The 26,045-nt window shown below is 41.4% G+C and carries 28 protein-coding genes; 4 read left to right on the top strand and 24 right to left on the bottom strand.

The window, feature by feature from the left end:
* Positions 1-159: 159 nt before the first annotated feature.
* Genes ACLKML_RS05305 through rsxA form a run of 7 tightly spaced genes read right to left on the bottom strand, consistent with a single transcriptional unit; the run spans position 160 to position 5,414 of the window.
* Complete coding sequence (locus ACLKML_RS05305) at positions 160-417, bottom strand: RnfH family protein (RefSeq protein ID WP_413282681.1); 258 nt, start codon at positions 415-417, stop codon at positions 160-162.
* Between the two features lie 17 nt (positions 418-434).
* On the bottom strand, positions 435-1,151 hold the full coding sequence (locus ACLKML_RS05300) for an electron transport complex subunit E (protein WP_413282680.1): 717 nt from the start codon (positions 1,149-1,151) through the stop codon (positions 435-437).
* Positions 1,148-1,756 carry an RnfABCDGE type electron transport complex subunit G gene (locus ACLKML_RS05295; RefSeq protein WP_413282679.1) on the bottom strand — a complete coding sequence of 203 codons (609 nt, stop codon included), beginning with the start codon at positions 1,754-1,756 and terminating at the stop codon, positions 1,148-1,150. The genes ACLKML_RS05300 and ACLKML_RS05295 overlap by 4 nt, the downstream gene beginning before the upstream one ends.
* Entirely contained in the window at positions 1,756-2,754 is a 999-nt protein-coding gene (locus ACLKML_RS05290; RefSeq protein ID WP_413282678.1) for an RnfABCDGE type electron transport complex subunit D, read from the bottom strand. Before ACLKML_RS05290 ends, ACLKML_RS05295 begins: the two co-directional genes overlap by 1 nt.
* On the bottom strand, positions 2,747-4,252 hold the full coding sequence (gene rsxC, locus ACLKML_RS05285) for an electron transport complex subunit RsxC (protein WP_413282677.1): 1,506 nt from the start codon (positions 4,250-4,252) through the stop codon (positions 2,747-2,749). Before rsxC ends, ACLKML_RS05290 begins: the two co-directional genes overlap by 8 nt.
* A 13-nt stretch (positions 4,253-4,265) precedes the next feature.
* Positions 4,266-4,796 carry an RnfABCDGE type electron transport complex subunit B gene (locus ACLKML_RS05280; RefSeq protein WP_413282676.1) on the bottom strand — a complete coding sequence of 177 codons (531 nt, stop codon included), beginning with the start codon at positions 4,794-4,796 and terminating at the stop codon, positions 4,266-4,268.
* 42 nt (positions 4,797-4,838) lie between these two features.
* Positions 4,839-5,414: an electron transport complex subunit RsxA gene (rsxA, locus tag ACLKML_RS05275; RefSeq protein ID WP_413282675.1), complete on the bottom strand. Its 576-nt coding sequence runs from the start codon at positions 5,412-5,414 to the stop codon at positions 4,839-4,841.
* Between the two features lie 440 nt (positions 5,415-5,854).
* Between rsxA and nifL the strand changes: the two genes are divergently transcribed.
* The 4 genes from nifL (at position 5,855) to ACLKML_RS05255 (ending at position 10,866) form a co-directional block, all read left to right on the top strand.
* Positions 5,855-7,384: a nitrogen fixation negative regulator NifL gene (gene nifL, locus ACLKML_RS05270; RefSeq protein ID WP_413282674.1), complete on the top strand. Its 1,530-nt coding sequence runs from the start codon at positions 5,855-5,857 to the stop codon at positions 7,382-7,384.
* A gap of 11 nt (positions 7,385-7,395) precedes the next feature.
* Positions 7,396-9,045, top strand: coding sequence for a nif-specific transcriptional activator NifA (gene nifA, locus ACLKML_RS05265; protein ID WP_413282673.1), 1,650 nt, complete (start codon positions 7,396-7,398; stop codon positions 9,043-9,045).
* A gap of 194 nt (positions 9,046-9,239) precedes the next feature.
* Positions 9,240-10,637: a nitrogenase cofactor biosynthesis protein NifB gene (nifB, locus tag ACLKML_RS05260; protein ID WP_413282672.1), complete on the top strand. Its 1,398-nt coding sequence runs from the start codon at positions 9,240-9,242 to the stop codon at positions 10,635-10,637.
* The gene (locus ACLKML_RS05255; protein WP_413282671.1) at positions 10,615-10,866 is read left to right on the top strand and encodes a 4Fe-4S binding protein; all 252 of its coding nucleotides are present in this window, start codon (positions 10,615-10,617) and stop codon (positions 10,864-10,866) included. The genes nifB and ACLKML_RS05255 overlap by 23 nt, the downstream gene beginning before the upstream one ends.
* Positions 10,867-10,987: 121 nt before the next feature.
* On the opposite strand, the gene modC is transcribed toward ACLKML_RS05255, so the two are convergent.
* From modC to nifK, 17 genes are all read right to left on the bottom strand, one after another.
* Positions 10,988-12,079: a molybdenum ABC transporter ATP-binding protein gene (modC, locus tag ACLKML_RS05250; protein ID WP_413282670.1), complete on the bottom strand. Its 1,092-nt coding sequence runs from the start codon at positions 12,077-12,079 to the stop codon at positions 10,988-10,990.
* Positions 12,069-12,764 carry a molybdate ABC transporter permease subunit gene (modB, locus tag ACLKML_RS05245; RefSeq protein WP_413282669.1) on the bottom strand — a complete coding sequence of 232 codons (696 nt, stop codon included), beginning with the start codon at positions 12,762-12,764 and terminating at the stop codon, positions 12,069-12,071. The genes modC and modB overlap by 11 nt, the downstream gene beginning before the upstream one ends.
* Positions 12,765-12,805: 41 nt before the next feature.
* On the bottom strand, positions 12,806-13,564 hold the full coding sequence (modA, locus tag ACLKML_RS05240) for a molybdate ABC transporter substrate-binding protein (protein WP_413282668.1): 759 nt from the start codon (positions 13,562-13,564) through the stop codon (positions 12,806-12,808).
* Between the two features lie 91 nt (positions 13,565-13,655).
* Positions 13,656-14,462, bottom strand: a complete 807-nt coding sequence (gene nifM, locus ACLKML_RS05235) for a nitrogen fixation protein NifM (RefSeq protein WP_413282667.1) — start codon at positions 14,460-14,462, stop codon at positions 13,656-13,658.
* A 43-nt stretch (positions 14,463-14,505) separates the two neighbouring features.
* Positions 14,506-14,967 carry a nitrogen fixation protein NifZ gene (locus ACLKML_RS05230; RefSeq protein WP_413282666.1) on the bottom strand — a complete coding sequence of 154 codons (462 nt, stop codon included), beginning with the start codon at positions 14,965-14,967 and terminating at the stop codon, positions 14,506-14,508.
* Positions 14,968-14,978: 11 nt separating this feature from the next.
* A complete protein-coding gene (locus ACLKML_RS05225) occupies positions 14,979-15,251 on the bottom strand; it encodes a nitrogenase-stabilizing/protective protein NifW (RefSeq protein ID WP_413282665.1) in 273 nt (90 codons plus the stop codon).
* Between the two features lie 46 nt (positions 15,252-15,297).
* Positions 15,298-16,455, bottom strand: a complete 1,158-nt coding sequence (nifV, locus tag ACLKML_RS05220) for a homocitrate synthase (RefSeq protein ID WP_413282664.1) — start codon at positions 16,453-16,455, stop codon at positions 15,298-15,300.
* Positions 16,456-16,494: 39 nt separating this feature from the next.
* Positions 16,495-17,781: a cysteine desulfurase NifS gene (nifS, locus tag ACLKML_RS05215; protein ID WP_413282663.1), complete on the bottom strand. Its 1,287-nt coding sequence runs from the start codon at positions 17,779-17,781 to the stop codon at positions 16,495-16,497.
* A complete protein-coding gene (nifU, locus tag ACLKML_RS05210) occupies positions 17,771-18,721 on the bottom strand; it encodes a Fe-S cluster assembly protein NifU (RefSeq protein WP_413282662.1) in 951 nt (316 codons plus the stop codon). Before nifU ends, nifS begins: the two co-directional genes overlap by 11 nt.
* Positions 18,722-19,038: 317 nt before the next feature.
* Positions 19,039-19,329, bottom strand: a complete 291-nt coding sequence (fdxB, locus tag ACLKML_RS05205) for a ferredoxin III, nif-specific (RefSeq protein ID WP_413282661.1) — start codon at positions 19,327-19,329, stop codon at positions 19,039-19,041.
* Positions 19,330-19,356: 27 nt separating this feature from the next.
* The gene (locus ACLKML_RS05200) at positions 19,357-19,839 is read right to left on the bottom strand and encodes a NifB/NifX family molybdenum-iron cluster-binding protein (RefSeq protein ID WP_413282660.1); all 483 of its coding nucleotides are present in this window, start codon (positions 19,837-19,839) and stop codon (positions 19,357-19,359) included.
* On the bottom strand, positions 19,836-21,215 hold the full coding sequence (gene nifN / locus ACLKML_RS05195) for a nitrogenase iron-molybdenum cofactor biosynthesis protein NifN (RefSeq protein ID WP_413282659.1): 1,380 nt from the start codon (positions 21,213-21,215) through the stop codon (positions 19,836-19,838). The genes ACLKML_RS05200 and nifN overlap by 4 nt, the downstream gene beginning before the upstream one ends.
* Positions 21,208-22,668 carry a nitrogenase iron-molybdenum cofactor biosynthesis protein NifE gene (gene nifE, locus ACLKML_RS05190; RefSeq protein ID WP_413282658.1) on the bottom strand — a complete coding sequence of 487 codons (1,461 nt, stop codon included), beginning with the start codon at positions 22,666-22,668 and terminating at the stop codon, positions 21,208-21,210. Before nifE ends, nifN begins: the two co-directional genes overlap by 8 nt.
* Before the next feature lie 375 nt (positions 22,669-23,043).
* Positions 23,044-23,334 carry a hypothetical protein gene (locus ACLKML_RS05185; RefSeq protein WP_413282657.1) on the bottom strand — a complete coding sequence of 97 codons (291 nt, stop codon included), beginning with the start codon at positions 23,332-23,334 and terminating at the stop codon, positions 23,044-23,046.
* A 10-nt stretch (positions 23,335-23,344) separates the two neighbouring features.
* A complete protein-coding gene (locus ACLKML_RS05180) occupies positions 23,345-24,043 on the bottom strand; it encodes a dinitrogenase iron-molybdenum cofactor N-terminal domain-containing protein (RefSeq protein ID WP_413282656.1) in 699 nt (232 codons plus the stop codon).
* Between the two features lie 14 nt (positions 24,044-24,057).
* Positions 24,058-24,282, bottom strand: coding sequence for a putative nitrogen fixation protein NifT (nifT, locus tag ACLKML_RS05175; RefSeq protein ID WP_413282655.1), 225 nt, complete (start codon positions 24,280-24,282; stop codon positions 24,058-24,060).
* A 146-nt stretch (positions 24,283-24,428) separates the two neighbouring features.
* A complete protein-coding gene (gene nifK / locus ACLKML_RS05170; RefSeq protein ID WP_413282654.1) occupies positions 24,429-26,000 on the bottom strand; it encodes a nitrogenase molybdenum-iron protein subunit beta in 1,572 nt (523 codons plus the stop codon).
* Positions 26,001-26,045: the final 45 nt, after the last annotated feature.

Below are 26,045 nucleotides of genomic sequence, written 5' to 3'. Positions count from 1 at the left end.
GATAGAACACGCTGCTACAGATTTCTACCGGCGTTGTTACCAACACATTGTTTAAAAACATAACTGGTGCAAACGCCATTCCAAAATTAACTAATTGTTTATTAAGTACATTTAAATCTACAACTTAGAAAAAAAGACAATTTGTACGAAAAGCGACAATCAATCGTCGTCTTCATCTATGTCTGGTTGCCAAACAATCGGACGATAGATTTCTACTCTATCCCCTTCATTTATTGGAGACTCTAATGACGCTATTTTTCCAAATACGCCCACTTTTTGCTGGTCCAAGTCAATGGATGGGAACATATTTAACACGCCAGAAGAGTGAATGGCCGTCATTAAAGTTGCATTATCTTCTAACTCTATAGGTAACCATACTTGCTCATTGGCGAGTGCATACACAACACTAACTTTCATCGTCTCTCCCAACATAATCAAATACCTTCCAATGCCTTTTCTGAGCTGGATTGCGCTTTTATAACTTGCTCAACTCTTTGTTTTATTCCTAACAATGCACCTAACATTAAGAAACCGCCCGGAGGCAAAATGACTAACAATAAGCCGCGATAGTCAGGGATAACCACAATTTCTAACAATGAGAAACTGTCGCCAAGTAACAAGCTTGCGTTTGAAAAAAGTGTTCCGCTACCAATAACCTCTCTGATCCCACCCAGTACAACCAATACCCATGTAAAACCAAACCCCATAGCCGCTCCGTCTACCAACGCCGGAAAAACAGATGTTTTACTAGCAAAGGATTCAACACGACCTAAAATGGCACAATTGGTTACAATTAATGGAATAAATAAGCCGAGTACTTTATGTAATGGATGCAGCCAAGCATTTAATATCGCGTCGATTAACGTAACTAAAGTGGCAATAATAATAATATTTACTGGAATTCTTACCGCTTTACTGATCACTCTTTTTCCAAGTGCAACCAGCATATTTGAGGCCATCATTACCACCATAGTAGCCAGCCCTAAACCTAATCCATTGGTCGCGCTACTGGTTACCGCTAAAAGTGGGCATAACGCCAGAGATTGAGTAAGAACAATATTATTACTCCACATGCCATTTTTAACGATGTTCTGATAATCGTTACTTGGCTTGGTATTTTCATCTTGATTATTACTATGACAGCTCATCATTCATCCTCTTTGTTACTAAATTCATCCAATGCCTGCATTGCTGTATAAACACCGCTGACCACACTTCTAGGCGTAATAGTTGCACCTGAGAACTGATCAAACTCGCCACCATCCTTTTTCACTTTCCAAATCGCTGTATTATTCAAAGAACGGCCATTAAAATCGCTAACCCAATCACTTTTCTCAATTTCAATTTTATCGCCTAGCCCCGGTGTTTCGGTATGGCTCAATACGCGCACACCAGAGATCTCATCATTTAAATCAACGCCAATAAGATAACGAATCACACCACTGTATCCTTCTTGTTCACCTCGAATAACGTAATGAGTGAGACGGCCTTGAGAGTTTTTCACTTCGAATAATTGAAATGTTTTTTCTTTAAAAGATAGGGGGATTTCATTATCGAAAACCTTGTTAGCAGCCTTCTCTCCTGCTAACACTTGAGAAAGCAAAACATTTTGGTCTTCTTCAACACGCAACTGAATAATAGGTTCGGTCACATACTGTGAGATCATAAGTAATGTCGCTGCTAAACCACACGCTACCGCTAATAAAATACTTTGATACGGAACTCGCTCTTTCCATTGCTCTATGTTTATCAACATTAGCTCTTCTCCTTTACCACATTGCTACCAAACACAGCTGGTCGAAGGTAGTAATCAATTAAAGGGCTTGCTGCGTTCATAATTAATACAGCAAATGCAACCCCCTCGGGATAGTTACCAAAACTTCGGATCAACCATATAAGCACCCCACAACAAGCTCCGTAGACCATTTGGCCTTTCATACTAGTTGGTGATGTCACCAAATCAGTTGCAATATAAAATGCACCAAGCATGGCCGCACCACTGAATAAGTGGGTTGAGAGAGGAAGAAACTGATCAGGATTGATCGCAAAACTGATCGCGGCGGGCAACGCTATACCGAGTAGAAATGAAACCGGAATAACCCAATGAATAATTCGGCAATAGAGTAAATAAGCACCACCACACATAATAAGAACAGCACTTGTTTCGCCCAAACTACCCGATTGAGTCCCAGCAAGCATAGAAACGACCGATGTCGCGTGCTCGCTCAATCCACTTAGCACTGTCGCTGAAGTTGTACCATCAAATTGAAACCACTGCTCAGGCACCATTACTTGGTTGTTGCTAAAATCAATTGGAGATGGCACCGACCAATTGGTCATTTCGACAGGAAAACAGATCAGCAGCATTACTCTCGCTAGCATCGCAGGGTTAAACAAGTTCTGCCCTAATCCACCATAAATCTGCTTACCCATCACAATGGCAAATACCGCTCCAAACGCACACATCCAGAGTGGAACCGTTGGTGGTAAACTCATTGCAAGCAGTAAGGCGGTAAGCAATGCCGAACCATCCAAACATGCATTACTGTTTCTTCCCATCATTTTCAAACAAATACATTCAGTCATCACAGCGGTAACACTTGTGATAACAACCACATATAAACTGTTTAAACCAAACTGGTAGAATCCAAAAATCAACACAGGCAGTAAGGTAAGAATCACGGTATACATAATTCGTACGCTAGAGTTTTCACTGTGAGAAAAAGGTCCTACCGCCGCATCATAATTAATCATTCACTGTTTCCTCTTCCTTAACCGCTGACTTACTCACCGCTTTTTTCGGTGCACGTTTACGCTTGCTTGCTTTCAATGCTTTTAACGCTTTCTTTTGTTCTGCTTCTTTTAATAAGCGAGCCTTTCTCGCTTCTGTCAGTGCCTTCGCTTGTGCAGATTTTTTCTCCTTCAGACTATTCGCTAAGATAGATCCTTTCGCATGCTGAAAATAATGCACCAAAGGAATATTAGAGGGACACACATAACTACATGCACCGCAAGACAAGCAAAAATTCACGCCTAAAGCTTCAGTTTGTTTAAAATCAGAACGCCGACTATATGCTGCCATTTGAAATGGCATTAGGCCCATCGGACAAGCCCGAACACATTGCCCACAACGAATACACTCTTGTTGAGGTTTTTCACGAACTTCTTCCGAGGTAAGAGCCAAAATGCCACCAACGCATTTATCAATAGGAATATGAGGAGAAGTAATCACTTGTCCCATCATCGGCCCACCAAAAATAAGCCTTTCTGTCTCTTCACTCATTCCTCCACAAAACTCAATTACTTCACGTACTGGCGTGCCTATTGGTACTTCCACATTGCACGGTTTTACTATCCCTTTACCTGACACGGTAATCACGCGACTAATGAGCGGACGATTAAAACGAACCGCGTGATACACCGATTTAGCAGTGGCGATGTTATTGACCAAAATACCAATGGCAGTAGATAGAGAATTAAGTGGCACACTTTGCCCTGTCAGTGCTTTGATCAAATGTCGTTCTGACCCCATAGGGTAAATACTCGGCACAGAAACAACGTTAATATCTTCGTCGTGTGACGCCGATGACTTTAATTGCTCATAAGCCACAGGTTTATTATCTTCTACACCAACAATGGCTTGTTTGGCACCGGTCGCTTTCAACATGAGGCGCACACCCGCCACAATATCGGCAGCATATTCACGCATAGTTAAATCGTCACATGTTAAATAAGGCTCACATTCCCCACCGTTAATTACTAACGTATGCACTTTAGCTTGGCGTGCAAACTGCAATTTACTTGCAGTAGGGAAACCTGCACCTCCCAAACCGACTACGCCGGCTTCGCGGACTTTTTCAATAATTTCATCAGAAGAAAAGTGGTAAAAATTTCCATGGGTGGCTGTCGTGCTACCCCACGACTTATCTTGATTAGCCCGAATAATAATTGTGGCGCATTTAGCTTTAGAAGGATGTGATGTTTGGTGAGAGGTTATCGCTGTCACCATGCCATTAACTGACGAATGTAATGGAGCAATCATGCCAGTGCTGCCAACCGCTACTTTCTGACCTCTGGTCACTCTGTCACCAACCTCAACGATCGATTTAAGTAACGCGCCATTTCGCAATTGCAATGATAAATACACATGACTCGGCCAAAGCCCTTTGTTCAACGCCTTATCGCTGGTCAATGATTTATAAGTTTTAGGATGGATACCGCCACGAAAAGGACGTTTAAATAATGTGATCATAAAACAATCCTTATTAAATCACTGCTTTGTTAGTTTCAGGTTTGGGCCAATACCATGTAGACAAGGTTGGCGTCACGTTTTTCATTGTTAAACAATCTTGCGGGCAAACATTGGAACAGAGCTGACATCCTGTACACACGTGAGAAATCACCGTATGAATTTGCTTAGTCGCACCAACAATGGCATCAAACGGACACGCTTTATAACAGCGCGTGCAACCCGAACATTGGCTTTCATCTATGCTTGCGATTTTTTGAATATCTTCTTCGCTCACCTGCAAAGAAACACCAAGCAACTCCGCGATAGCCACCGCAAGCGCTCCACCTCCTGGGGGACAAGCATTTGGGTCTAACGTCCCTTGAGCCATTGCTTCTGCTGCCTGTCTACAGCCAGCCTCACCACACTGGCCACATTGACCACCGGGCATCAATGCTTCGATGTTGTCGACTATGGGATTACTTTCCACTTTAAAAAACACCGAGGCATAACCTAATGCGGCACCTAACACGCCTCCCAGTACGATAAAAACAACAATCGAAATCACGATATCACCTCCTTGTATCGCTAAAACCTTGATTAATCTTATTTAAACAATGCCAGCAAAGCCCATAAACGCCATAGACAATAAACCTGCGGTAATAAAAGCGATGGGTGATCCTTTCAATGCAGCAGGCACTCGGTTTAACACAAGCTGGTTCCTAAGCCCGGCAAACAATACAATCACCACGGTAAACCCGATAGCCGAGCCCACGCTGAACATGATCGTATTAATGAACGACAGTTTTTCTTGAACACTTAACAGGGCCACGCCAAGTACCGCGCAATTGGTGGTAATAAGAGGAAGAAACACGCCTAACGACTGATACAAGGTCGGATCATGTTTTTTAACATAGAGTTCCGTCAATTGAACCACCGAAGCGATAAGTAAAATAAAGGCGATAATACGCATAAACTCTAAATGCAATGGAAGCAAAATAAAATGTTCCAATAGCCATGTGCTCACAGCCGCAAGTGTCAGTACAAACGTAGTAGCTATCCCCATTCCTAATGCACTGGTTATTTTTCCGGACACCCCCATAAAAGGACATAATCCCAAAAATTTTGCCAGTACCACGTTATTAACAAACGCAGCGCTCAGTAGGATCAATATTCCTTCTGACATTTTTGTCTTCCTTGCATCTAATCTTTCATATACAGAGTGTTTGCATAGGATATGCCATAAGACATACGCACCAATTACGAGCATTGATGGCCTTTATTTATAAGGAGATAACGCTTTTTTTCCTATTTTTTGACAGGAAAATAGATTGTCGTAAATGCAACAATCCTCGATTTATTGTCTCAATTTGTTCTAAATCAAACATACATGTATTACCAGACTTCAACAGTAGCAAGGGAATGACAATGGAATACTTCATGCATAATTAACTTTAACGCCACTACGTATCAAATTGTTTAGTGCGCCTTATTAAATGGATATTGAATGCCATTTTGAGATGACGGCCATCTTCAGGGGATCGTAACCTCTGAAGAACCAAAGTCTCTGAATCACATAGTAATGGTGCCAAAGTAATCATGGTGCCTACCAACAAGGATGTGAGCATGAAATCACTGCAAAGCATAGAACATGAACCAGTATTTAATCATTTTGGTTCCAGTGCATTTGAACAAATCGTCATTAATGCGCCTATCGCCATCTCGATTACCGACCAACTCGGTAATATTCTTTTAGTGAATCAGAACTTTACTGAAGTAACGGGTTATTCAATGAATGAAGTGGTGGGTAAAAACTGCTCCATTTTGTCTTATAAAACGACGCCTAAAAGTATTTATCAGAATTTATGGACCACAATAACCAAAGGTGAACACTGGCAAGGTCAATTGATCAACAAAAAGAAAAATGGCGAGCTGTATATCAGTGATATTTCTATTTCCAGTTTAACCAATGAGCAAGGCGAAATTTTTTATTACGCCATACACAAAGACATCACCGAGCAGCACCGCTTACAGACACATGAAAAAAATCAAGCCGCATTATTTCAAGTGGTATTAAATTCCGTCCCTATCGCTATTGCTTTGGTCGACAAAAATAACAATGCTTTATTTAGTAACAAGAAGTATGAGGTATTAAAAGACAACCTGCATCAAGACCCAATTTCACTTTTACTCGATTATTTGAAAATGGATTACGAGCTTAATTCCATTGAAGACTATTTAAGTCATTCTAATCAAAAATACAAAGGTGTTCATATTGACGGTACCGATAACACAGCTGAGCACTGGTTCGATTATGCGCTCGCTAAAATACCGGTTACTGACACAGCAACAGAAGCGTACTTTCAACCGGTAGACGAATTTTATACCGTGGTTGGCATTATCGACAGAAGCAAAGAAAAACATCTGATAGAAGAACGACGGCTGCAAAATATAAAACTAATGACAGGAGATGAAAAATTCGTCCATGCGATGCAAGAAGCGATGATGGCAACTCTGCACCAATTGCAAGGTCCTCTGAATATGATCAGCTCAGCTATTACCATTCTCAAACAAAACAACCATGCCTGTCCTGGAATCGTCGCCATGGACGAAGCTATGTTTAATGCTCTTGGCGCATTAGAGGATATTAAACAAGCCATTCCAGAGCGTAAAAATGAAGCAAAACAACCCGTTAACTTGAATCAACTGGTTAGAGATACTCTTGCAGTAACAACAACTCAACTGTTACATGCTTCAATTGAGCTGGATTTGAAGCTCACTCCTTCTCTTCCTTCGATTACAGGAAAACCAAACCGCTTACTGCTTGCATTGAAACAAATTATTGATAACGCAATCGACGCTATCCAACTATCACGATCAGACCAACGCACCTTGCTTATTACCACAAGGGAAAGCGTAGATGATATCTCTATAACCATTGAAGATAGCGGGGCTGGTATTTCTGAAGATATGCACTTAAAAGTATTTCAACCATTTTTCAGTACGAAACCTAAACATCAAGAAGGTTCTCGAGGTATCGGTCTTGCGATTGTACAGCAGGTTATAAATGAACATTCTGCCACTATTCAAATCCGGCCAAGTAGACGATTAGGTGGCGCTTATTTTCGTCTAACTTTTCCTAAAAAAACTAAATAGGCGGACTGACTATGAATATGGACTATTCAATCGCAGATTTAGAACGCAAGTTGCTCGCCGCAATGTATAACATTAGTATTCAATTGAATGCTAGCTTAGATTATAGTGATTCTTCCAATCAGGTATTAAAAATACTGCACGAAGAATGCAATTTACTTTGTGGTTTGCTGGCGATTAGAGACGAAAAACGCGATATCATGCTCGTTAAATCCTTCCATTCTCCATTTTCTGAAAGCCCATCTTTTGAGAAGCAAATCAGCTATAAAGCAGGTGAAGGTATTATTGGTGAGATGCTGAACCAAGGTTCGTCTATTGTGATCAGAAATTTAGGTGATGATATGCGTTTCGCAGACAAATTAGCACTATATGATTACGACAAACCTTTTATATGCGTGCCTTTAAAAGACACCACTAAAAATACCACCATTGGCGCACTTTCTGCTCAACCACAAAATAATAACGATGAGGAAATCACATTACTAAGCCGTTTTTTAGAAATGATCGCCAATCTAATTACCAAACACGTCCAGCTTGCTTATCAAGTTAACGTAGAAAAAAACCAACTGGTCAATGAACGAGATGGCTTACGCCGAAAAGTGCGTAATGATTATAGTTTTGATAATTTAGTCGGCCACACAAAACCCATGCGGAAAATTTTTGAACAAATACGTTTAGTCTCTAAATGGGATTCAACAGTGCTACTTAGAGGTGAATCAGGAACGGGTAAAGAAGTGATTGCTAACGCGATTCATTATAACTCTCCTCGTGCGAATAATTCGTTCGTCAAACTGAACTGCGCCGCTCTGCCGGACAATTTACTTGAATCTGAATTATTCGGTCATGAAAAAGGGGCATTTACTGGTGCCATTAAACAGCGTAAAGGACGCTTTGAGTTAGCACATAAGGGGACGATATTTTTAGATGAAATTGGAGAAACCAGCCCTGCTTTTCAAGCAAAACTACTGCGCGTACTGCAAGAACAGGAGTTTGAACGCGTGGGAGGAAGCGACACCATCTCGGTGGATGTTCGAATTATCGCAGCAACCAATCGAAATTTAGAGGTGGAAGTTAGAGATGAAAATTTCCGCGAAGATCTCTATTACCGACTCAATGTAATGCCTATGTATTTACCTACATTAAAACAACGCGTTGAAGATATACCAGAACTTGCTCAGCACATGCTTAAAAACTTAAGCAAAAAGCAACAACGAAAATTATCCATGTCCGAAGGGGCAATTAGAATGTTGATGGATTATTCATGGCCTGGCAATGTTCGCGAGTTGGAAAACACTTTGGAACGTGCTGCTATTCTTAGCGAATCAGGTGTAATCACTAGTGATACGTTAATTTTCCCTCAATTTTCTGTCGACGATAATAAATCATATTCAGCAACGTCAAACAGTTTAAGTACCCAACGGAAAACTGAATCAGTTCGACCAACTGCATTACATAACCATACATCGCCACCAAGCATATCGCCACACAGTACCTCACCACATCGCCACCAAGAAAAAATTGCCGTGGATGAAAGACAAGCTGTTATCGATGCATTAGAACAATCAGGGTGGGTGAAAGCAAAAGCCGCAAGATTACTCAATATGACACCACGACAAATTGCTTATCGTATTCAAATTATGAATATTGAAATGAAGCAAATATAACTGCCAATGTTATATAAACATTAAACGACAAAAGAAATTAGCCATTGTCAGCTTACCGACAATAGCTAATTTCTTTTTTAAAACAGAGAATTTAAATTACTGTTTTTTATATACATAATTCCAACAAGCCAATTGTAAACCTCGGCACGTCACTTGCAGATATAACAATATCCCCCTTATGGAAGAGGTTTCCAATGGAAAAGAGTTATCAGGAAAAACAACAATCAAATCACGACATAAGCAAGGTTAGCCACTTTTTCCGTAAAGAAATTCAACAGAAAATAGAGCAACATCCCTGTTATTCGAAAAATGCGCACCAGTATGCTCGTATGCATCTTCCGGTTGCCCCTGCTTGTAATATTCAGTGCAACTACTGTAATAGAAAATACGATTGTAGTAATGAGTCTCGCCCCGGAGTGGTTTCTAACATCATTGATCCAAACGGTGCCTTACGACAATTTAACGCTATTAAGAAAAGAGTCCCTAATTTATCCGTGGTCGGCATTGCAGGTCCTGGTGATGCTTTAGCTAACCCTAAAACCACTTTCGCGGCGTTGAGGCTTATTCGTAAACACGATCCGGATGTACAACTGTGCATTTCCACTAATGGCTTACAGTTAGTCGATTATGTAGACCAATTAGTGGAAGTCGGAGTCAACCACCTTACTATTACCATCAACTGTATTGACGACACTGTCGGAGAGAAAATCTACCCATGGATCTTTTTTGATCACCGGCGGATAAAAGGCCGGGAAGCATCGAAAATTCTAATAGAACGCCAACTAGAAGGACTCAAAGCGGCAGCGAAAGCGAGCATGCTTGTAAAGGTCAACACTGTTCTTATCCCAGGAATAAACGATCATCATGTTCAGGCTGTTTCAGAAAAAGTCACCAGCTTAGGTGCCATGTTACACAACATCATGCCTCTGATTTCAGAGCCTGAACACGGTACGTATTTTGGCCTCAATAATCAAAGAGGACCAACCGATGCGGAAATGGATCAGGCCCGTGCGTTGTCAGGTATCAATATGGCACAAATGACCCATTGCAAGCAGTGTCGAGCAGATGCAGTTGGTACATTATCAGACGAACCCACAATAGAATCAGATAAAATTACAACAGGCTGTGGCGTTAAAAATGACTCAAGTACTAACAGCACATCAGAGAATGTTAAGGCTTATAAGGTAGCGATTGCCACCAAGTTAAATCAGGTAGATGATCTTATTCAGACTCATTTTGGCTATGCCGAGCAGTTCGAAATCTACCAATACAACGATAGTTATGACACTTATTTCCACATTGAGACCCGTGTTGCTTCAAAATACTGCACAGGTTCAGAGCAGTGTGCAGAAAACGAATCGTATAAAAGTCTAGTACTTGAAACTATTTCAGATTGCGATGAACTGCTATGTTCACGTATTGGTATTGGTCCATGGAGAGAGTTAGAAAAAGCAGGGGTCACACCCAATATTGATTTTGCTTTTGTTAGCAAGCAACGGGCGCTAGAAGAAATTTCTCTTCGCCTTAAAAAGACTCAGCATATGATGCAAAATTCTACAGGAGATGACCATGAAATATGCCATTACGGATAAGTGTACAGGATGCCACGCCTGTCACACTGTTTGCCCGAGCAACGCAATTTATCAAAACCCCAATGCAGAGAACCTATTTGTTATTCATCCTAAACGCTGCACTGGATGTGCAGATCACTATGAATCACCGCAATGCAGCAGTATTTGTCCCATCGAAGAAGCTATTATTGACGAGTATATGCTGCCAGTGAACCCAAAAGGCAGCTTAACCGGAATTGTCGAACAGTAGTATTTGAATGGCACGGAATATTTCATATTGATGAGATATTCCGTTAACTGGCAAACCTCATCACTGATTATCAACCTACCTCAATACATTAAACGTATTGGAATCAAGCGTGCAAAGATGACTAACAATGCAGAATATTAACTGCTTTTATTTGTGCCCAAATGGCCATACCTACCACCAGCTGAAGTTGTGCTTTAGAGCGTTTAGTAATTAGTGACAACAAATGGGATCCATTGTCTAAACCGAGAACAAGAATAACTTCGCTGTTATTATCGGCGGGTTTCATTTCAACGATCACCGTTGGTATAATATTCAATATTGAACTCTTGCTGGGTTTTTCTGTACACACACTCACATCACTCGCCAATATTCTGCAACGACATGGCATACCCAATTGCCCAAATATCTCAGGTACAGTAAAACCAATGCCACCTGATGAAAGCATCGTCATATCATCAGCTAAATAGGAGGTTATCTTGGTATCAAAGATACAACCTAGTTCTGTACCAAATAAGGTTTGGTAGCTAGGGTTGGATAACACTTGTGCGGCGTCATTTGAATCGACAATCTGACCATGATCAAACAGTACGATGTGGTCGGCTAATCTTGCCATCTCTTGTACAGAATGAGTGACATAAACAATTGGAATATTCAATTCACTATGTAATTTATCAAGATACGGTAAAATATCTGCTTTAATTTGATTATCAAGAGCCGATAAGGGCTCGTCCATCAACAGCAGTTTAGGCGAGGTTAATAGCGCTCGCGCAATAGAGACACGCTGTTTTTCTCCTCCCGACAGCCGTTCTGTTCGCCTCTCTAATAAGTGCTCAATCCCGAGTAAACGAGCAATAGTATTCAATTCCACTTTACGCGCATTTTCCGCAATACGTTTCCAACCAAACTCTAAGTTTTGTCGAACCGATAAATGACTAAACAGTCGAGCATCTTGGAAAATATATCCAATATCACGTTGGTATGTCGGTACAAAATTTTGGTCTTGCCAAACCTGTTCACCTACTGAAAAATAGCCGTTTTCGACCCGTTCAAGCCCAGCCATAGCACGTAAACAGGTGGTTTTACCTGAACCAGAACGACCAAAAAGCACCGTGATACCTTTTGCCGGCAAGGTAATGTCCACGTCTAGATGAAAAGCGTGATAACGAATCTCAAATTGAGCTTTAACCTGCAAGGAAGAAGCGCTAACGGACATGATTAGATTCACTCACTCTTAATTGATGCTGACTATTCAACCAGTACATCAGCAGTAACGATATAAACGAAAATAGCACCATAGCTCCGGCCAACAGATGCGCTTTACCATATTCTAATGCTTCTACATGATTGTAGATTTCCACCGAGATCACCCGTGTTTTACCCGGTATATTGCCCCCAATCATCAACACGACACCAAACTCACCTAGAGTGTGACAAAACCCCATAATGGCCGCACCAAAAATCCCCGGCCATGCCAAGGGCAACGTCACAGAATAAAATGTATCCCAAGGCGATGCTCGTAACGTCGCAGCCGCCTCTATCGGTTGCTTGCCGATAGAGTCAAACGCGTTCTGCAAAGGTTGTATAACAAACGGCAGTGAATGAACGATACAAGCAATTGCAATACCTGCAAAAGAGAACGGCAACTGACCAATACCAATACTTTCTAGTCCCCGTCCAAAAGCACTATTTGGACCTAATAATACTAATAAGTAAAAACCCAATACTGTGGGAGGCAACACCATAGGTAGAGAACAAAGAGCGGCAATGACATTGCGATATTTAAACCTGCTGTGTGACAACCACCATGCAATAGGGATGGCAATGGCCATTAACCAAAAAGTCACCACAAAGGCCAGTTTCAGTGTAGTAAGAACAACAATCATATCAACGTCAGTCATTGAATTAACCTCGGTTTTTATATCGTTTTAAGCAAACGGTATTATAGATAACCATACTGCTCCATAATCAATTTGGCGCGATCACTTTGCAAGTAAGCGAGTAATTCAATAGCGGCCGTATTCTCCTTTCCGTGCTTAAGTAATACTGCCCCTTGTTTAATTGGGTCATATAAATTTTTGTCAATCTCAACATACGAACCATCGATATATTGGCCATTTTTATATATCTGTGATTTAGCAAGAAAGGCCACATTAGCATTTCCAGAATCGGCAAATTGAAAGGCCATATTCAATCCTTTTGCGATGATCAGCTTACTTTTCGTCACATTCAGAATGCCTTCTTGTTCCATAACCTGCATTGCCGCAAAACCGTACGGCGCCAAATCAGGATTAGGTAACGCAATATATTTAACAGACGGCTTTAGAAGAGTTTGTTTTACTCCGTTAATATAAGATGGCGTTGGCGACCACAGCACAAGTTGGCCCTGGGCATAAACAAACTCATTGCTTGCTAAGCCTTTTTTCGCCAACTGGTGAGGCCTTACTGTGTCAGCCGCAAAAAAAAGATCGAACGGAGCGCCATTTACAATTTGTGCATATAACTGTCCGGTTGAGCCAGTACTTAATGACACGTTATGATTTGATATGCTACCAAAATCCACTACTAACGCTTTCATTGGTCCAAGAAAATTATTTGCCACTGCAATGGTAACGTCTTTTGCATTTACCGTTGCTGACACGGTACATAGAGTCAACCCGAGCCACATCCATGAACATAGTTTTACCATCATTTTTTTCATATCGGACCTCCTGTCCTTTGTTATTTAGCAAGTACTTTTTCTGTCTCTGAGATGGCTAATCCACCGAAAACAAAATTGGTTTAAGTAAATATCAACTGTGGGCAAGTCGATTATTAAGCCACTGACGTTGTAAATATTGTTTGGCTCGAGCAGTATGTTTCTTCTGAAGAAATGGCCACACCTCCTCAAATGTTGCAACTTGCGCAGGTTTGACTTCGTGGCAAAGCAGTAAATGAAATCCAATTTCTGTTTCTATCGGTGAGCTAATTTGCCCAATAGGTAACGAATGAATAGCCTCTGCTATTTCTGGATACAATTTGCCTTCTTCACACCAGCCAAGAAGCCCTTCATGTAAGGCACTTGGGCATTCTGAATGAGACAATGCCAATGTTGAAAACGGTGTTTGTTGTGCTTCTGCTTGAATACGCGTAATACGCGCTAGTGCTTTCGCTCGAGTGTTATCTGGAAATTGATCATTAATGGTGATTAATATTTGACTCAACTTCCATGTTTTATCTCGTGAAAACTCTGTTTTATGCTGACTGTAATATTCGAGTGCTCTAGACTTATCTAGTTCGGGAACATCTTTAGCCACATACTCCATCACCTTGTCACAATGCAGTTCCTGGCGTAATGCCACCTTAAACCCTTCAACTGTCAGTCCTTGTTGTTTTAATGTGGCATAAAATGCCTGTTCAGATTCAAACTGCTTCTGGCATTGTTGATACGCATCTAATAGCTCTGAAGCGCTAACTTGAACTTGTTGTGCTTCCGCTGTACGCAATATGCTGTTGTTAATATGAGCAAGTTGCTTTACTTTTTTATCAACAATACCTTGTTGATCTTCTGATAAATAATCTGGGTTCATTTCGAACTTATCGGTGGCTATTTTCACCATTAAGTAACGCCTTAGTTGCTCATCTATGAGTTTCTCCTAATATTTAAACCGTGCAGGTATTCAGTGCCATTAACACTCGGGCATTAACTTTAACTAAATGGCCTGCAACCGCTATTTCGTAGTCAAGTTGGCCATTTTCTAGGTTACGATAAACACGCTGCACCTCTACTATGTCGCCTTTCATAGCAATAATGCTTTGCTTCATTTTAAGAGAAAGAGTTAACCTTGCTTTATCCAGTGATCGAAATAAACAAGGGATCCATTCTAATTCTGCGTCAATCACTTCAGAATCTCTCAAACCGACTACAGTGTTCAGAGCAGGGAAGTACACTTGGTAAATCACTTGATTTTGTAAAAAATATCCCGATCCTCGAACCTCGCCCACCAAACCTTGCTTCACTAATAATTCACCTTTATTTTTATTGGCAAAGCTACCATCATTGCGGATATTTCTAACCACTCTTATTTGTTCACCGGTTTTAAATCTTGCGTTAAATACGTCCATGTTTTGCTTCCTTAGTCATCGCAATCACTGCAACTTTCACAACCGGATGTTGAAAAGGCGAGTTCATTACCACTCTGTATTTGGCAGTAAGCTATATTAAGTGCCTTGGTATAGTCTTTGTTCTGCCATGGTGTGGGATACGTATTTAATACGTGTTGAAATAGTCGCAATAATTGGATGCGCTTACGTTGCACTAATTCGGGTTCATATGGAATGTCGAAATAGTCGAGAAAATCTTCCGCGCTCTCCAATGAACTGAATGTTTCACTGGTAGTATTGTTCATACTTTGTCCTTCTTTATAACCTAAGCTAGCTAACTTTTACTAAGTGCTAACTCAGCAAAGACGCTAAATCTGAAGCCGTTGGTAAGCATTTATTCACCTCTGCCCAACGCCGCAAAGAATCACGCAAAGCTTCGCATTGATGCAATGTTAATTCGATGCCAAGTTGTTTATAAATAGAACCAATTGCTTTTTGTCCAGAATGCTTACCCAGTACAAACTTGTGTTTTTCACCTAACAATTCAGGTGCAAACCCTTGGTAATTATGAATATTTTTAAGCATCCCATCTACGTGAATTCCTGACTCATGCATAAAAACCGATTCGCCAACAATGGCTTTATGACGCCATGCAAAACGACCAGAAGCCGACATAACATTTTTGCACAAACTCGGTAATTGATTGAGCGCAATACCTGTTTCGCCTTGTTTTAACACCGTAAGAGCGACGGCAACTTCTTCAAGCGGCGCGTTGCCTGCACGTTCTCCCAACCCATTTACCGTGGTATTAATCGAATTTGCTCCGGCCCCAATGGCAGCCAGTGTATTGGCAGTGGCGAGACCAAGGTCATTGTGAGCATGCATTTCCAACTCAAGGCTTGTGTTACGTCGAATAGCACTAATCTGGTTCTTAGTCGTTTCGGGAGATAAAATGCCAAGTGTATCGGCGAATCGTAATCGTTTCACGCCGAGTCGTTCTGCTCGCTCAGCAAGCGATAAAACCACGTTAATATCCGCTCTCGATGCATCCTCCATTCCAACGCAAATATCCATACCCAAGTCCAACGCTTGACTAATGTATCGCTCTACTTTGCAAAACAATTCCTTATAATTTAGCCCCAATTTATGTTTGATCTGTTGATTAGAAATCGGGATAGAAATATCCAACCAGTCCAAGCCTAAATTACGCGCACTGGCGATATCAGCATCGCTCATTCTGCACCAACCCATGGTCTTCGCTACCGTTAATGATGATGTGATAGCACGAATCGTTTCCTGCTCTGCTTGCCCCATAGCGGGAATACCGACTTCCAATTCAGGTACACCTACGCTTTCAAGTTGCTTGGCTATTGCTACTTTTTCTTCTGTGGTAAAGGCCACGCCAGGGCTCTGCTCTCCATCTCTTAAGGTAGTGTCATTCACGATAACGTAATTAACGCTAGTATCTCTACCAATGCATGTATCCAGTTTTACGGTGTCGTTTTTCATATTCCCTCACATCTCAGGTAAGAACCCAAGCACTAACAATTAAGCGTAAACTGGAGCAAAACCTTGCTCTATACCGCTATTTGTTTTGTTATCCCAATACGGTGAAAGCGCTCTCAAACGCGCTACAATATTAGGCAAATGAGCTAACACATGATCGACATCTTCATCACAATTAAACCGGGATAGAGAAAAGCGCAATGTGCCATGGGCAGCTGTAAATGGAATATCCATTGCTTTCATCACATGTGAAGGTTCTAATGAACCAGACGTACAGGCCGAACCAGACGACGCCGCAATACCAAGTTGATTCATCATCAGCAATAACGCCTCTCCTTCAATATACTCAATGGCAATATTAGAGGTATTGACCACGCGTTGAGTTGGGTTACCTGTGACAAAAGTATTGGGGATTCTGGCTAATATACCTTGCTCCAATCTATCTCTCATCATGGCGATTCGATGATTATTCTCAATCAAAGAACGCTCAGCTAATTCACAGGCCTTACCTAAACCGATGATTGAAGCTGCATTTTCAGTACCCGCGCGGCGTCCTCTCTCTTGATGCCCTCCTCTAAGTAGTGGACGGAATCGGGTTCCGCGTCTTAGATAAAGTGCTCCAATGCCTTTTGGCGCGTGAAACTTATGTCCAGATAATGACAACATATCCACTTGGGTTGATTTGATATCGATAGGGTGTTTACCCATCACTTGAACAGCATCAACATGACATTGCGCACCATATTCTTTCGCTGCGCTCGCTATTTCTTCGATGGGGAAAAGAGTCCCCGTTTCATTATTCGCCCACATAACAGAAACGATAGCCGTTTGATCACTTAGCGCAGCACGATAAGATTCCAGATCAAAACGCCCCTTCTTATCTACGCCAATCCAGTGCACTCGATAGCCTTTACGTTCTAAATTTTCACATCGTTGCAAAGTAGCCGGATGTTCAACCACCGATGTGATGATCTCTTTTTTGTCAGGTTGTGCTTCAATCGCTGACAATATCGCAGTGGTCGTTGCTTCTGTTGCAGAGGAGGTAAATATGATTTCTGAACTAAACTCCGCCCCAACTAACGATTGAACTTGCTCCCTTGCGCATTCCATGGCTCGGCCTACTTTCGCACCGAGCTCATGAATTGAAGATGGATTGCCATAGAATTCATCCAAATAAGGCATCATTTCCGCCAATACTTTGGGGTCAATTTTTGTTGTAGCGTTATTATCTAAATAGACCGTTTTTGCTGACGTTCTGGTTATGTCTGTAGTTTCACTCATAGGCACAGAAGATAAGAGTGCTGATTCAGTCGAATGATTATGCGTCATGAGTGGCCTCCTTTTTGTGTTGATGTTTTTGCACCGGAAAAACCGTAATGTGTGTTCCAAGCTGTTGAGACAATTTAGTCTCTATAGTATTAATTGTTAAACCCGACAAGCTACACGACGTACAGCTACCAGACATAGACACAAAGACAAGGTCATCTTCAATATCAATTAACTCTATATTCCCACCATCGGCAATTATTCCGGGACGAACTTCATCTAGAACACTTTCAACAATTTTGATGCGTTTCAACACCGTTAATTGGCTTTTAACTGAGCCAGTTTGTGACGCAGTTTCACTAGCCGTTGGGCCAGTGGTAGAGTCAACAGGCAGTATCTCAACGTCCGACGTATAGGCAGTTTCATTACTTGCCGTTTCGGCTAAACACTCATCCAGCACCCATTCAATTTTTTCATGGCAAGAAGTACATGCCCCTCCTGCTTTGGTATAATTGACCACCTCTTCTAGAGTGGAAAGGTTATTGGCTGCAACCACACGTTTAATCATCAAATCATCGATAGCAAAACACTTACAAATCAACTCACCTTCTTCGTGGTCACCTTCCAGCTCCTCACCACGGTAATTAGAGACCGCTGCGTGAAGTGCTTCCATCCCCATTACCGAACAGTGCATTTTTTCGGGCGGCAGTCCATCCAAGTAGTCAGCAATATCGGCGTTAGTGAGCGCCAATGCTTGGTCCAAAGTTTTACCAATAATCATTTCTGTCAGTGCCGAAGAAGAAGCAATAGCACTACCACAACCAAAGGTTTGAAAACCCGCATCTTGTATTGTGTCAGTCTCTGGGTCTACTTTAAGGCTTAAACTGAGCGCATCACCACAACTTAACGATCCAACGTCGCCCTGTGCATTAGCGTCTGAGACCTGCTTTGCATTTCTAGGTTGGAAAAAATGTTCTTTTACTTTTTCTGAATAATCCCACATAAGCGCTCCTTGCCTACTTCCAGTCTGTATTTTTGATATATCGTGCTAATAGCCTTGTTACCATGATCGTTGCAATCATCACACCATAATCAAATTGTTTGTTATCTTGTTGTTTTTGTTTTGAATTGTAGAAAAAGAGGTAAAATGCAATTTTGTGATCTACGACATGTTTTGTATCTTTGTAACAAACCGCCTGTTCGTTTGTAACAAAGCAGACAATCACTGTGTCTGCTTTGTATTATTATGAACATAGGTATTATTATGAACATAGGTATTATTATGGACATCGAACTGCTCAGTCCTATAACCAACCACCATTAAGCAGGCATAGCTGCAGGTGCAAAACTGTGGCAGTTTTTAGGGCACACTTTTGCGCAAGATCCACAGCCGATACAATCTGACGCATCTTCAATTGACATGACCATCATGACGTCATCATCGTAAAAATCATCATCATCATCATCATCGTCTAGACTTTCTCGCTCTTTGAGATCAAAAACATCACGTGAACATACTTTGTAACAACGGCCACAACCTATACAGTTTTGCTCTTTCAGTTCATTTATGAATTGAGGTTCCCAAGGGGTTCCTCCGCGTGTATATCCCATTATATTGCTCATCATCATTCCTTTTAGTTACCAATCTTCATCCATTAATTCTGCTAGCCGATCTTTTCTAACGCCTTGTTTATTCTGTTCGATCTCTTTAACAGCACGGCCTAACCAACCCGTAGGTTCACCTTGCAACTCTTGTTGAAGTTCATGCAATAAGTCCTTGATCTCTGCAGACTCTATCACCTTGACGGGATGCACCTCGTGCTCTAATAATTTCCGTATTGCAGCAGCACCGCAGGCGATACAGTACACCGCTATACATTCACTCAGGTCCTCTATTCGTGCCGATAACTTGTCATGCACGTTATCTTGATGAACAGGGTACTCTATGGCTTCTTGAATCTGCCAACGGTCGCGGTTAACGCCATAGATGAGAAAACTTTTTGCTGTACCAAAATGCTGATCAACGTGCTGCCTATCTCCAGTCGCAAATGCCACTTTATGTAATGGGCTAGTAGGAGTAGGAAATGACTCAATGTGGAGCTTTCTTTCACTGGCTATCATATTTTCACCTCTGGTCTTGTCTCCGACGGCTCAAAACGATAAACACTGAGATGCGGTGATACTTCATTTACATGATTGCGCAATAACAAGTTCGCTAACGCAAATAAACGTTCACGGCTCCCTTCGTAACCAAACTGACCCACATCCATATTGCCAAATTGATCATGACAAGGATAACCTGCTCTTAATACTGGAATATCTGGCTCACATATATGGGCGGCATGGGTGTTACTCACCACCAATGAAAGTGGTTCAGGTTCAATGGTCAGCATAGAAAGGTCACCAATAACAACTCGCTTCACATCGGTTTGATTTGCTATTTCAGCTAATTTTGCTGAGTCAACTGTAGTCACCACATTGACGATATTCGCTCCAACACTGTTGAGTAAATTAAGATAACCAATCGCTAAATCAGGCTCTAGTCCAAGTCCGATACTGGCATTAGTTAATAAAAAATGCGTATCAAGCATCGCATCTTGTAGTCGTTTTCTGGCTCGGTTCATCCATTCAGGCACGGATTTATTGGTCAGTTGACTTAAGTACATGACCAATTCATCCATACTGGTGATCCCCATTCCCAGTTCGGAATAAAACCACGGAATATCAAATCTTTTCTCTAGCCATTTTGCGGTAGAAAGTAAAGATTCACCAAATACAATGGTTGCCACACTGTTGGCCATCATTTCTACTTCGAGTACTGACGTTCCGCCAGTACTCGAAGTAGAATAATCATTTGCATCAAGGTGACCATCTAGTGACAGAGACAAATCGGGCGCAAAAATCGCATCGATGTCAAAGGCATCTAAATAACGTTTTAAAGTATCGATATCGCTGCTGGTCATCGCAACCGAGCAAAGCACATTGACTTGTTTACGCTGCCTGACTATCGAAGTCTTCGGTTTTACTAGTTGACGAATAATGCTATCGACAGTCAGAGCAAAGCCTGACTGCATAGAACCTAAAAAGTCGGGCGTACTCATATTAACAATGCGTGTGCGGTTATATTTGGGGAAATCTTTGCGAAAATTCATAATGATTCGAAAAGTATCGCATCCTTGCATCTCTGTTAGTCCCGTCGTCATTACGGTAATCAAATCAGGCTGATCTTTTTCACATAGTAAACGTAACGCTTCGTACAGGTTTTCGTCTCCTCCCATTACCGCAGAAATTTGATCAATTGCCGTATTTTGCAACGGAATTGGCTCTCTAAGATGCTGAATTAAATAAACCTTAGAGAATGCTCCACACCCTTGAGAACCATGTAGTAAAGGGATGGTATTTTGAAACCCTAAGCTCGCCAATGTCGCACCCGTTGCTTGACTGGTTTTGAGAGGTTGAGTCGACAACGGTGAATTTGCTTTAATTATCTTAGTCATGAGTATCTCCTACTTTTTCTGTAGATAAATCCATAAAACTGACTCGTTCAACGTCCTGACAAGAAATCGATTCAGTTTCTACATGCCAAGGTGCTTGGCCGCGTACATAATTCCAAACCGGACTTTGCATCGTTCGACACAACTCTTTTGCGAGGGTTATCATTCCTTCATACCCTGCATAAGCATGTTCTCGTTCCTGATTAATATCTAAAAATGGTAGCTTTGCTTTCAAGGCGGTATACATATTGCGACCACCTGCGATCATGACATCAGCATTGTACTGATAATAAACATCCAGTAAGTTGCGAGCTCCTCCTTCATCTAGCATTAATGCATCCTCGCCCATAATGTCTATGATTTTATCTTTGTCTGCTTGGGTCGATTTTTTAGTTCCAGTTGCAACCACTTCAACCCCTACTTCATTAAGCGCAGAAACCACCGACCATGACTTTACACCACCGGTATAAAGTAAGGCTTTTTTACCTTGCAGTACATCACGATATGGTTTGAGTTCCAGTCGGACTCTCGCTTCTTCACGAGCAATAACGTGTTCAACATGCTCTGTTAATTTTGGGTCGTTCAGCAAACGAGCAAATTCTCGAAGTGATGTGGACGTGTCTTCAATGCCATAAAAGCTGCCTTCAAACCAAGGTATTTGCCACTTGTCGTTCAGTTTACGTGCCACATTAATTTGTGCTCTTGAACAGACCACCATAGCAGCATCGGCGTGATGCATGGTTTGAATTTGGTGAAACTGCGTATCGCCTGCCATACAGCATAGTACTCGCAGACCAAGCTCTTCAAACAGAGGAGAAACATGCCAAAACTCACCAGCGATATTGTATTCACCAATAAGCACGATATCGTGCACTCGCCGCGTTGCATCATGTGCCATAACCGGCTTCGGTGGAGGTGTTGCGGTACCAATGACTTTTTCTACCATTACTTCGCCAGCAATTCTATTACCGAGGTTTTTATTGCCGTAAAACCCCGCTGCGTCAACATTGATAACAGGAATGTTCCAGCGTTCTTGTGCCAATGCACAAATGGCATCCACATCGTTTCCTTCCAAGGCAGGAACACAAGTCATATACACAAAAACAGCAGGTGGATTGTGCGTTTCAATTAATTGTTTGATTGAATGTAATAAACGTTTTTCCGCTCGTCCCATAATCACATCTTGTTCATTCAGGTCGGTGGTAAAACCAAGTCGAAATAAATTTTTCCCACTCGCGCGAGTGCCTCTGTTGTCCCAACTGTTGCCAGCGCAACCAATTGGCCCATGCACAATGTGACCAACATCAGCAATAGGCAACAAACTGATTTGTGCCCCATCAAACGTACAACCACCAGCTGTAGCTCCAGGTGTAGGTCGGCTACATCCTGTTTTTGAACCAGAATTATGTTCGCAGGCTGGTTCATCCTGAAGTAACCTTATTTCAGACTGTTTCATCACATCTCCTGATTCTGCTATTGTCTTGTTTACCTTATAAGTAAGGTTGGTGTCCTAACATCCATAACGATGTTTGTAATAAGAATTGCAATAACAAAGCCAATTATTATCTTATTGTTTTTTATATAATTAATTTAATATCAAGATTAAAAAACGAGTGTGTCATTGCAACATTGTCGTAAAGCTGACAAGCGTGTTTGTTATGACAATGAGGGATTTTTGGGGACTGAATTATCTAGAAAGATTGCTGAAATAAACTGAATACATAACCGAGTATCAATTAGTGGCAATGACATATTGAATAATGATGGCATCTACAAGAATATAAAAAGAAACAAACCAATAAAAAGAGTTAATGAGATAAAATGGAGCGCTTCAATCTTCATGAAGCGCAATAAGTATACCTGTACACTGACCAAGTTCACGAGTGATAAAGCTGCACCCCGCTCCTCCCGAAGAAACCAAATGTAGATCAAAACCCTGAAAAGATTGGTAGGATTCTAGTTCAGCGAGATCATCTTCTGAGCATTGAGTGAACTTTACATACGGGTAGTTCATTTCAACCGCATCAAATGAACCTGTCGTTATAAAATCCGTCAATTCCAGTTGATGTGCTATGGCTAAGATGTCTTTATCATCTAATCGCTTAGTTGTCGGTTGGTTCATAGTGCTTTCCTTAAACGGTCACGACTTGTTGCTGGATAAAAGCGCTATCGATGCTATCTTTGTCCATCATTTTTTTCATCCATGGTGGTGGATTATGAGCAATCACCTCATTCAAATCGCTTAGAATATCTGAACATGAAGTTGGAACAGGCTTCTTCACTGGATGAATATTTGCTCTTGTCACTCTTGCTGCTGCCGGGCCACCTATTGAAAGGGTAAACAGTAATTGGCATTCAGCCAATAAAGTCAGCATATGATCGGTACGAGCTTCACCATGCAGGTCATTATTTACAACTCTGACATCGACCAATTGATGGCTGTATTGATTCACTTCATAGACCAATACACGCAAACAAGAACCGTAGTGACCATTTAATAATTCACCTTGGTTTGAGGTTACCGCTACACGAAGTTTTGGTCCTGAAATGGGTGGCAAGTCTAAAACTTTTGGTATATCTGAAACGTTAGCTTGGTCGCTAGTTAAAACAGCCAGAGCACCCGTTACTTGCTTTCTGGAAATAGAATTATCTAAAGATGTCACTAGCACTTTGAACGTTTTAAGTGATAAATCGGTTAATTTTTGTTCTGAGAGAGGCTCCCCCAGATGTTGAATAAGTAGCCCAAGCAACGATTTAACATCGACCGAGGGTAATAATTTAGAGGCTAATGCCACCCTTAATGCGGCTTCATTAGAAATATGCGTGTCCATACGGTCATCTCCATTTAGGCGGCGGCTTTAAGCCTTTTTGCTCTTACGGTTATAGGTAATGTTGGTTTTACGGTAGCGGGCTCTATGTAATAAATGGCACCGTTTGCCAGGTGTACTTCGCCTCCCCACTGAGATTCAGTATCAAATTCAAAGTGAGTAATAAGCTCTTCTAAATCTTTTTTTGGTAAATAAAGTGAAAGCGCACCTTCTTCGTTATATTGAATCATAATATTTGCCATAGTGTTTCCCTTAGCGTTGTTGAGTTACCTGAAAATCGTCTAAAACTGAAGGCTAATACTCTCGTTGTACCGCTTTTTATGCGGCGATTTCTTAGCCTTCATACGCGATTTGATATGTCGTGCCTAATTAGTTTTTAGTCACTAAACTAGCGGACAAGGTCAAATCCAAAGTCCGTTTTACCCATCACGCTTGTTTGACGATCCAGTTTCGCAAGTACTTCATTCACTAATGTGGTCAAAATACTCATCGCTCCTTCGTAGCCTAATGTACTGCTACGATGAAGGTGGTGGCGGTCAAAAATTGGGAACCCGATACGAACCAGTGGCACTTCAAATTCTTCGCCTTTGGCTTTTGTATCTCTTTCAATAAATTTACCGTAAGAGTTACCTATGAGTAAGTCAGGCTTATCAGTAAATACCAGCGAACGTAAATGCCAAAGGTCTTTCCCCACATGAACTTCCGAAGTTTGTCCATAAGGCGACTCAGCAAGTAGTGCCTCCATTTTTTTGCGCCAACGCTTGTTACCGTTATTACAGAGTACGTGTTTAATTTCACAACCTAATTCCATTAGGAACTTGGTCATCCCTAACAAGTAATCGGGGTCACCATACAAAGAGATGCTCACGCCATGTAACCATGTATGAGAATCGGTCATCATATCGACAAGACGTCCACGTTCTAGTGTTAAAGAATCTGGAATAGGTTGACCCGATAATTCGGATATTTTCATTAGAAAATCATCGGTCCACTCAAGTCCCATAGGAATATTCAATTGAGGAACGTCTTGTTTCCATGTGCCCTTGATAAATTTTGCTGTTTTAGTCAGCTGATCTGGTTGCAATAAAACGGTCGCTTTTGCATTAGGTGCATCTTTAACTTCATCAATGGATGTACCACCAGAATACATTCGATATTCACCATCGGCAGGTGTGTCGAGCACCTCAGAAGGGTCGCATAAGAAGCTATAATTCACACCCATTTCTTTGAGCATGCGATGAATGACTCTATAATTACCAAGATAAGTTTCAAACCCTGGAACAATATTCAGTTTTCCATTGCTATCAAGCTGCTTATTATCCATATCTTTTGCTGTAAAATAGCGCAACATCCCTTCGAACATATTATCCCAACCAGTTACATGGCTGCCTACAAAGCTGGGTGTGTGTGCAAATGGTGTATGAACAGATTGTGGAATATAGTCATCTTCTTTTGCATTCGCGATAAAGGCGTTTAAATCATCCCCTATAACTTCCGCCATACAGGTCGTTGAAACAGCAATCACTTCTGGCTTATACAGTGCATACGCATTCTGTAAGCCATAGAACATATTTTTTTGCCCACCAAATACCGCTGCATCTTCTGTCATAGAATCCGAAACACACGCAATCGGCTCTTTGAAATGACGGTTAAAATAAGACCTAAAATAAGCGACACAGCCTTGAGAACCGTGCACATAAGGTAACGTTTTTTCAAAACCCAGTGCGCAAAGGACTGCCCCTAGAGGCTGGCAGGCTTTCGCTGGATCTATCGTAATGTGCTTTCGTTCAAAGTTGAGTTTTTTATACTCTTCCGTCGTTGTCCATTCAAAGACTTTTTTTACCTCATCTTCATGAGCTGCGTCTTCATAAGTTGCGCGTTTGTTTGCCAACATTTCCGTATATTCCGGCTGTTGAAACAAATCATAACCCGTCTTGATATCGTCAATTTTCTGACTCATAAGTACTCTCCTACCGCGCCACTAATCTGTGAACTCCGGTTCGGT

The sequence above is a fragment of the Vibrio sp. MA40-2 genome (assembly GCF_047302445.1).
GTDB lineage: Bacteria > Pseudomonadota > Gammaproteobacteria > Enterobacterales > Vibrionaceae > Vibrio.
Note: the sequence above shows the minus strand (reverse complement) of the source record. Positions and strands in the feature narration are given on the sequence as shown.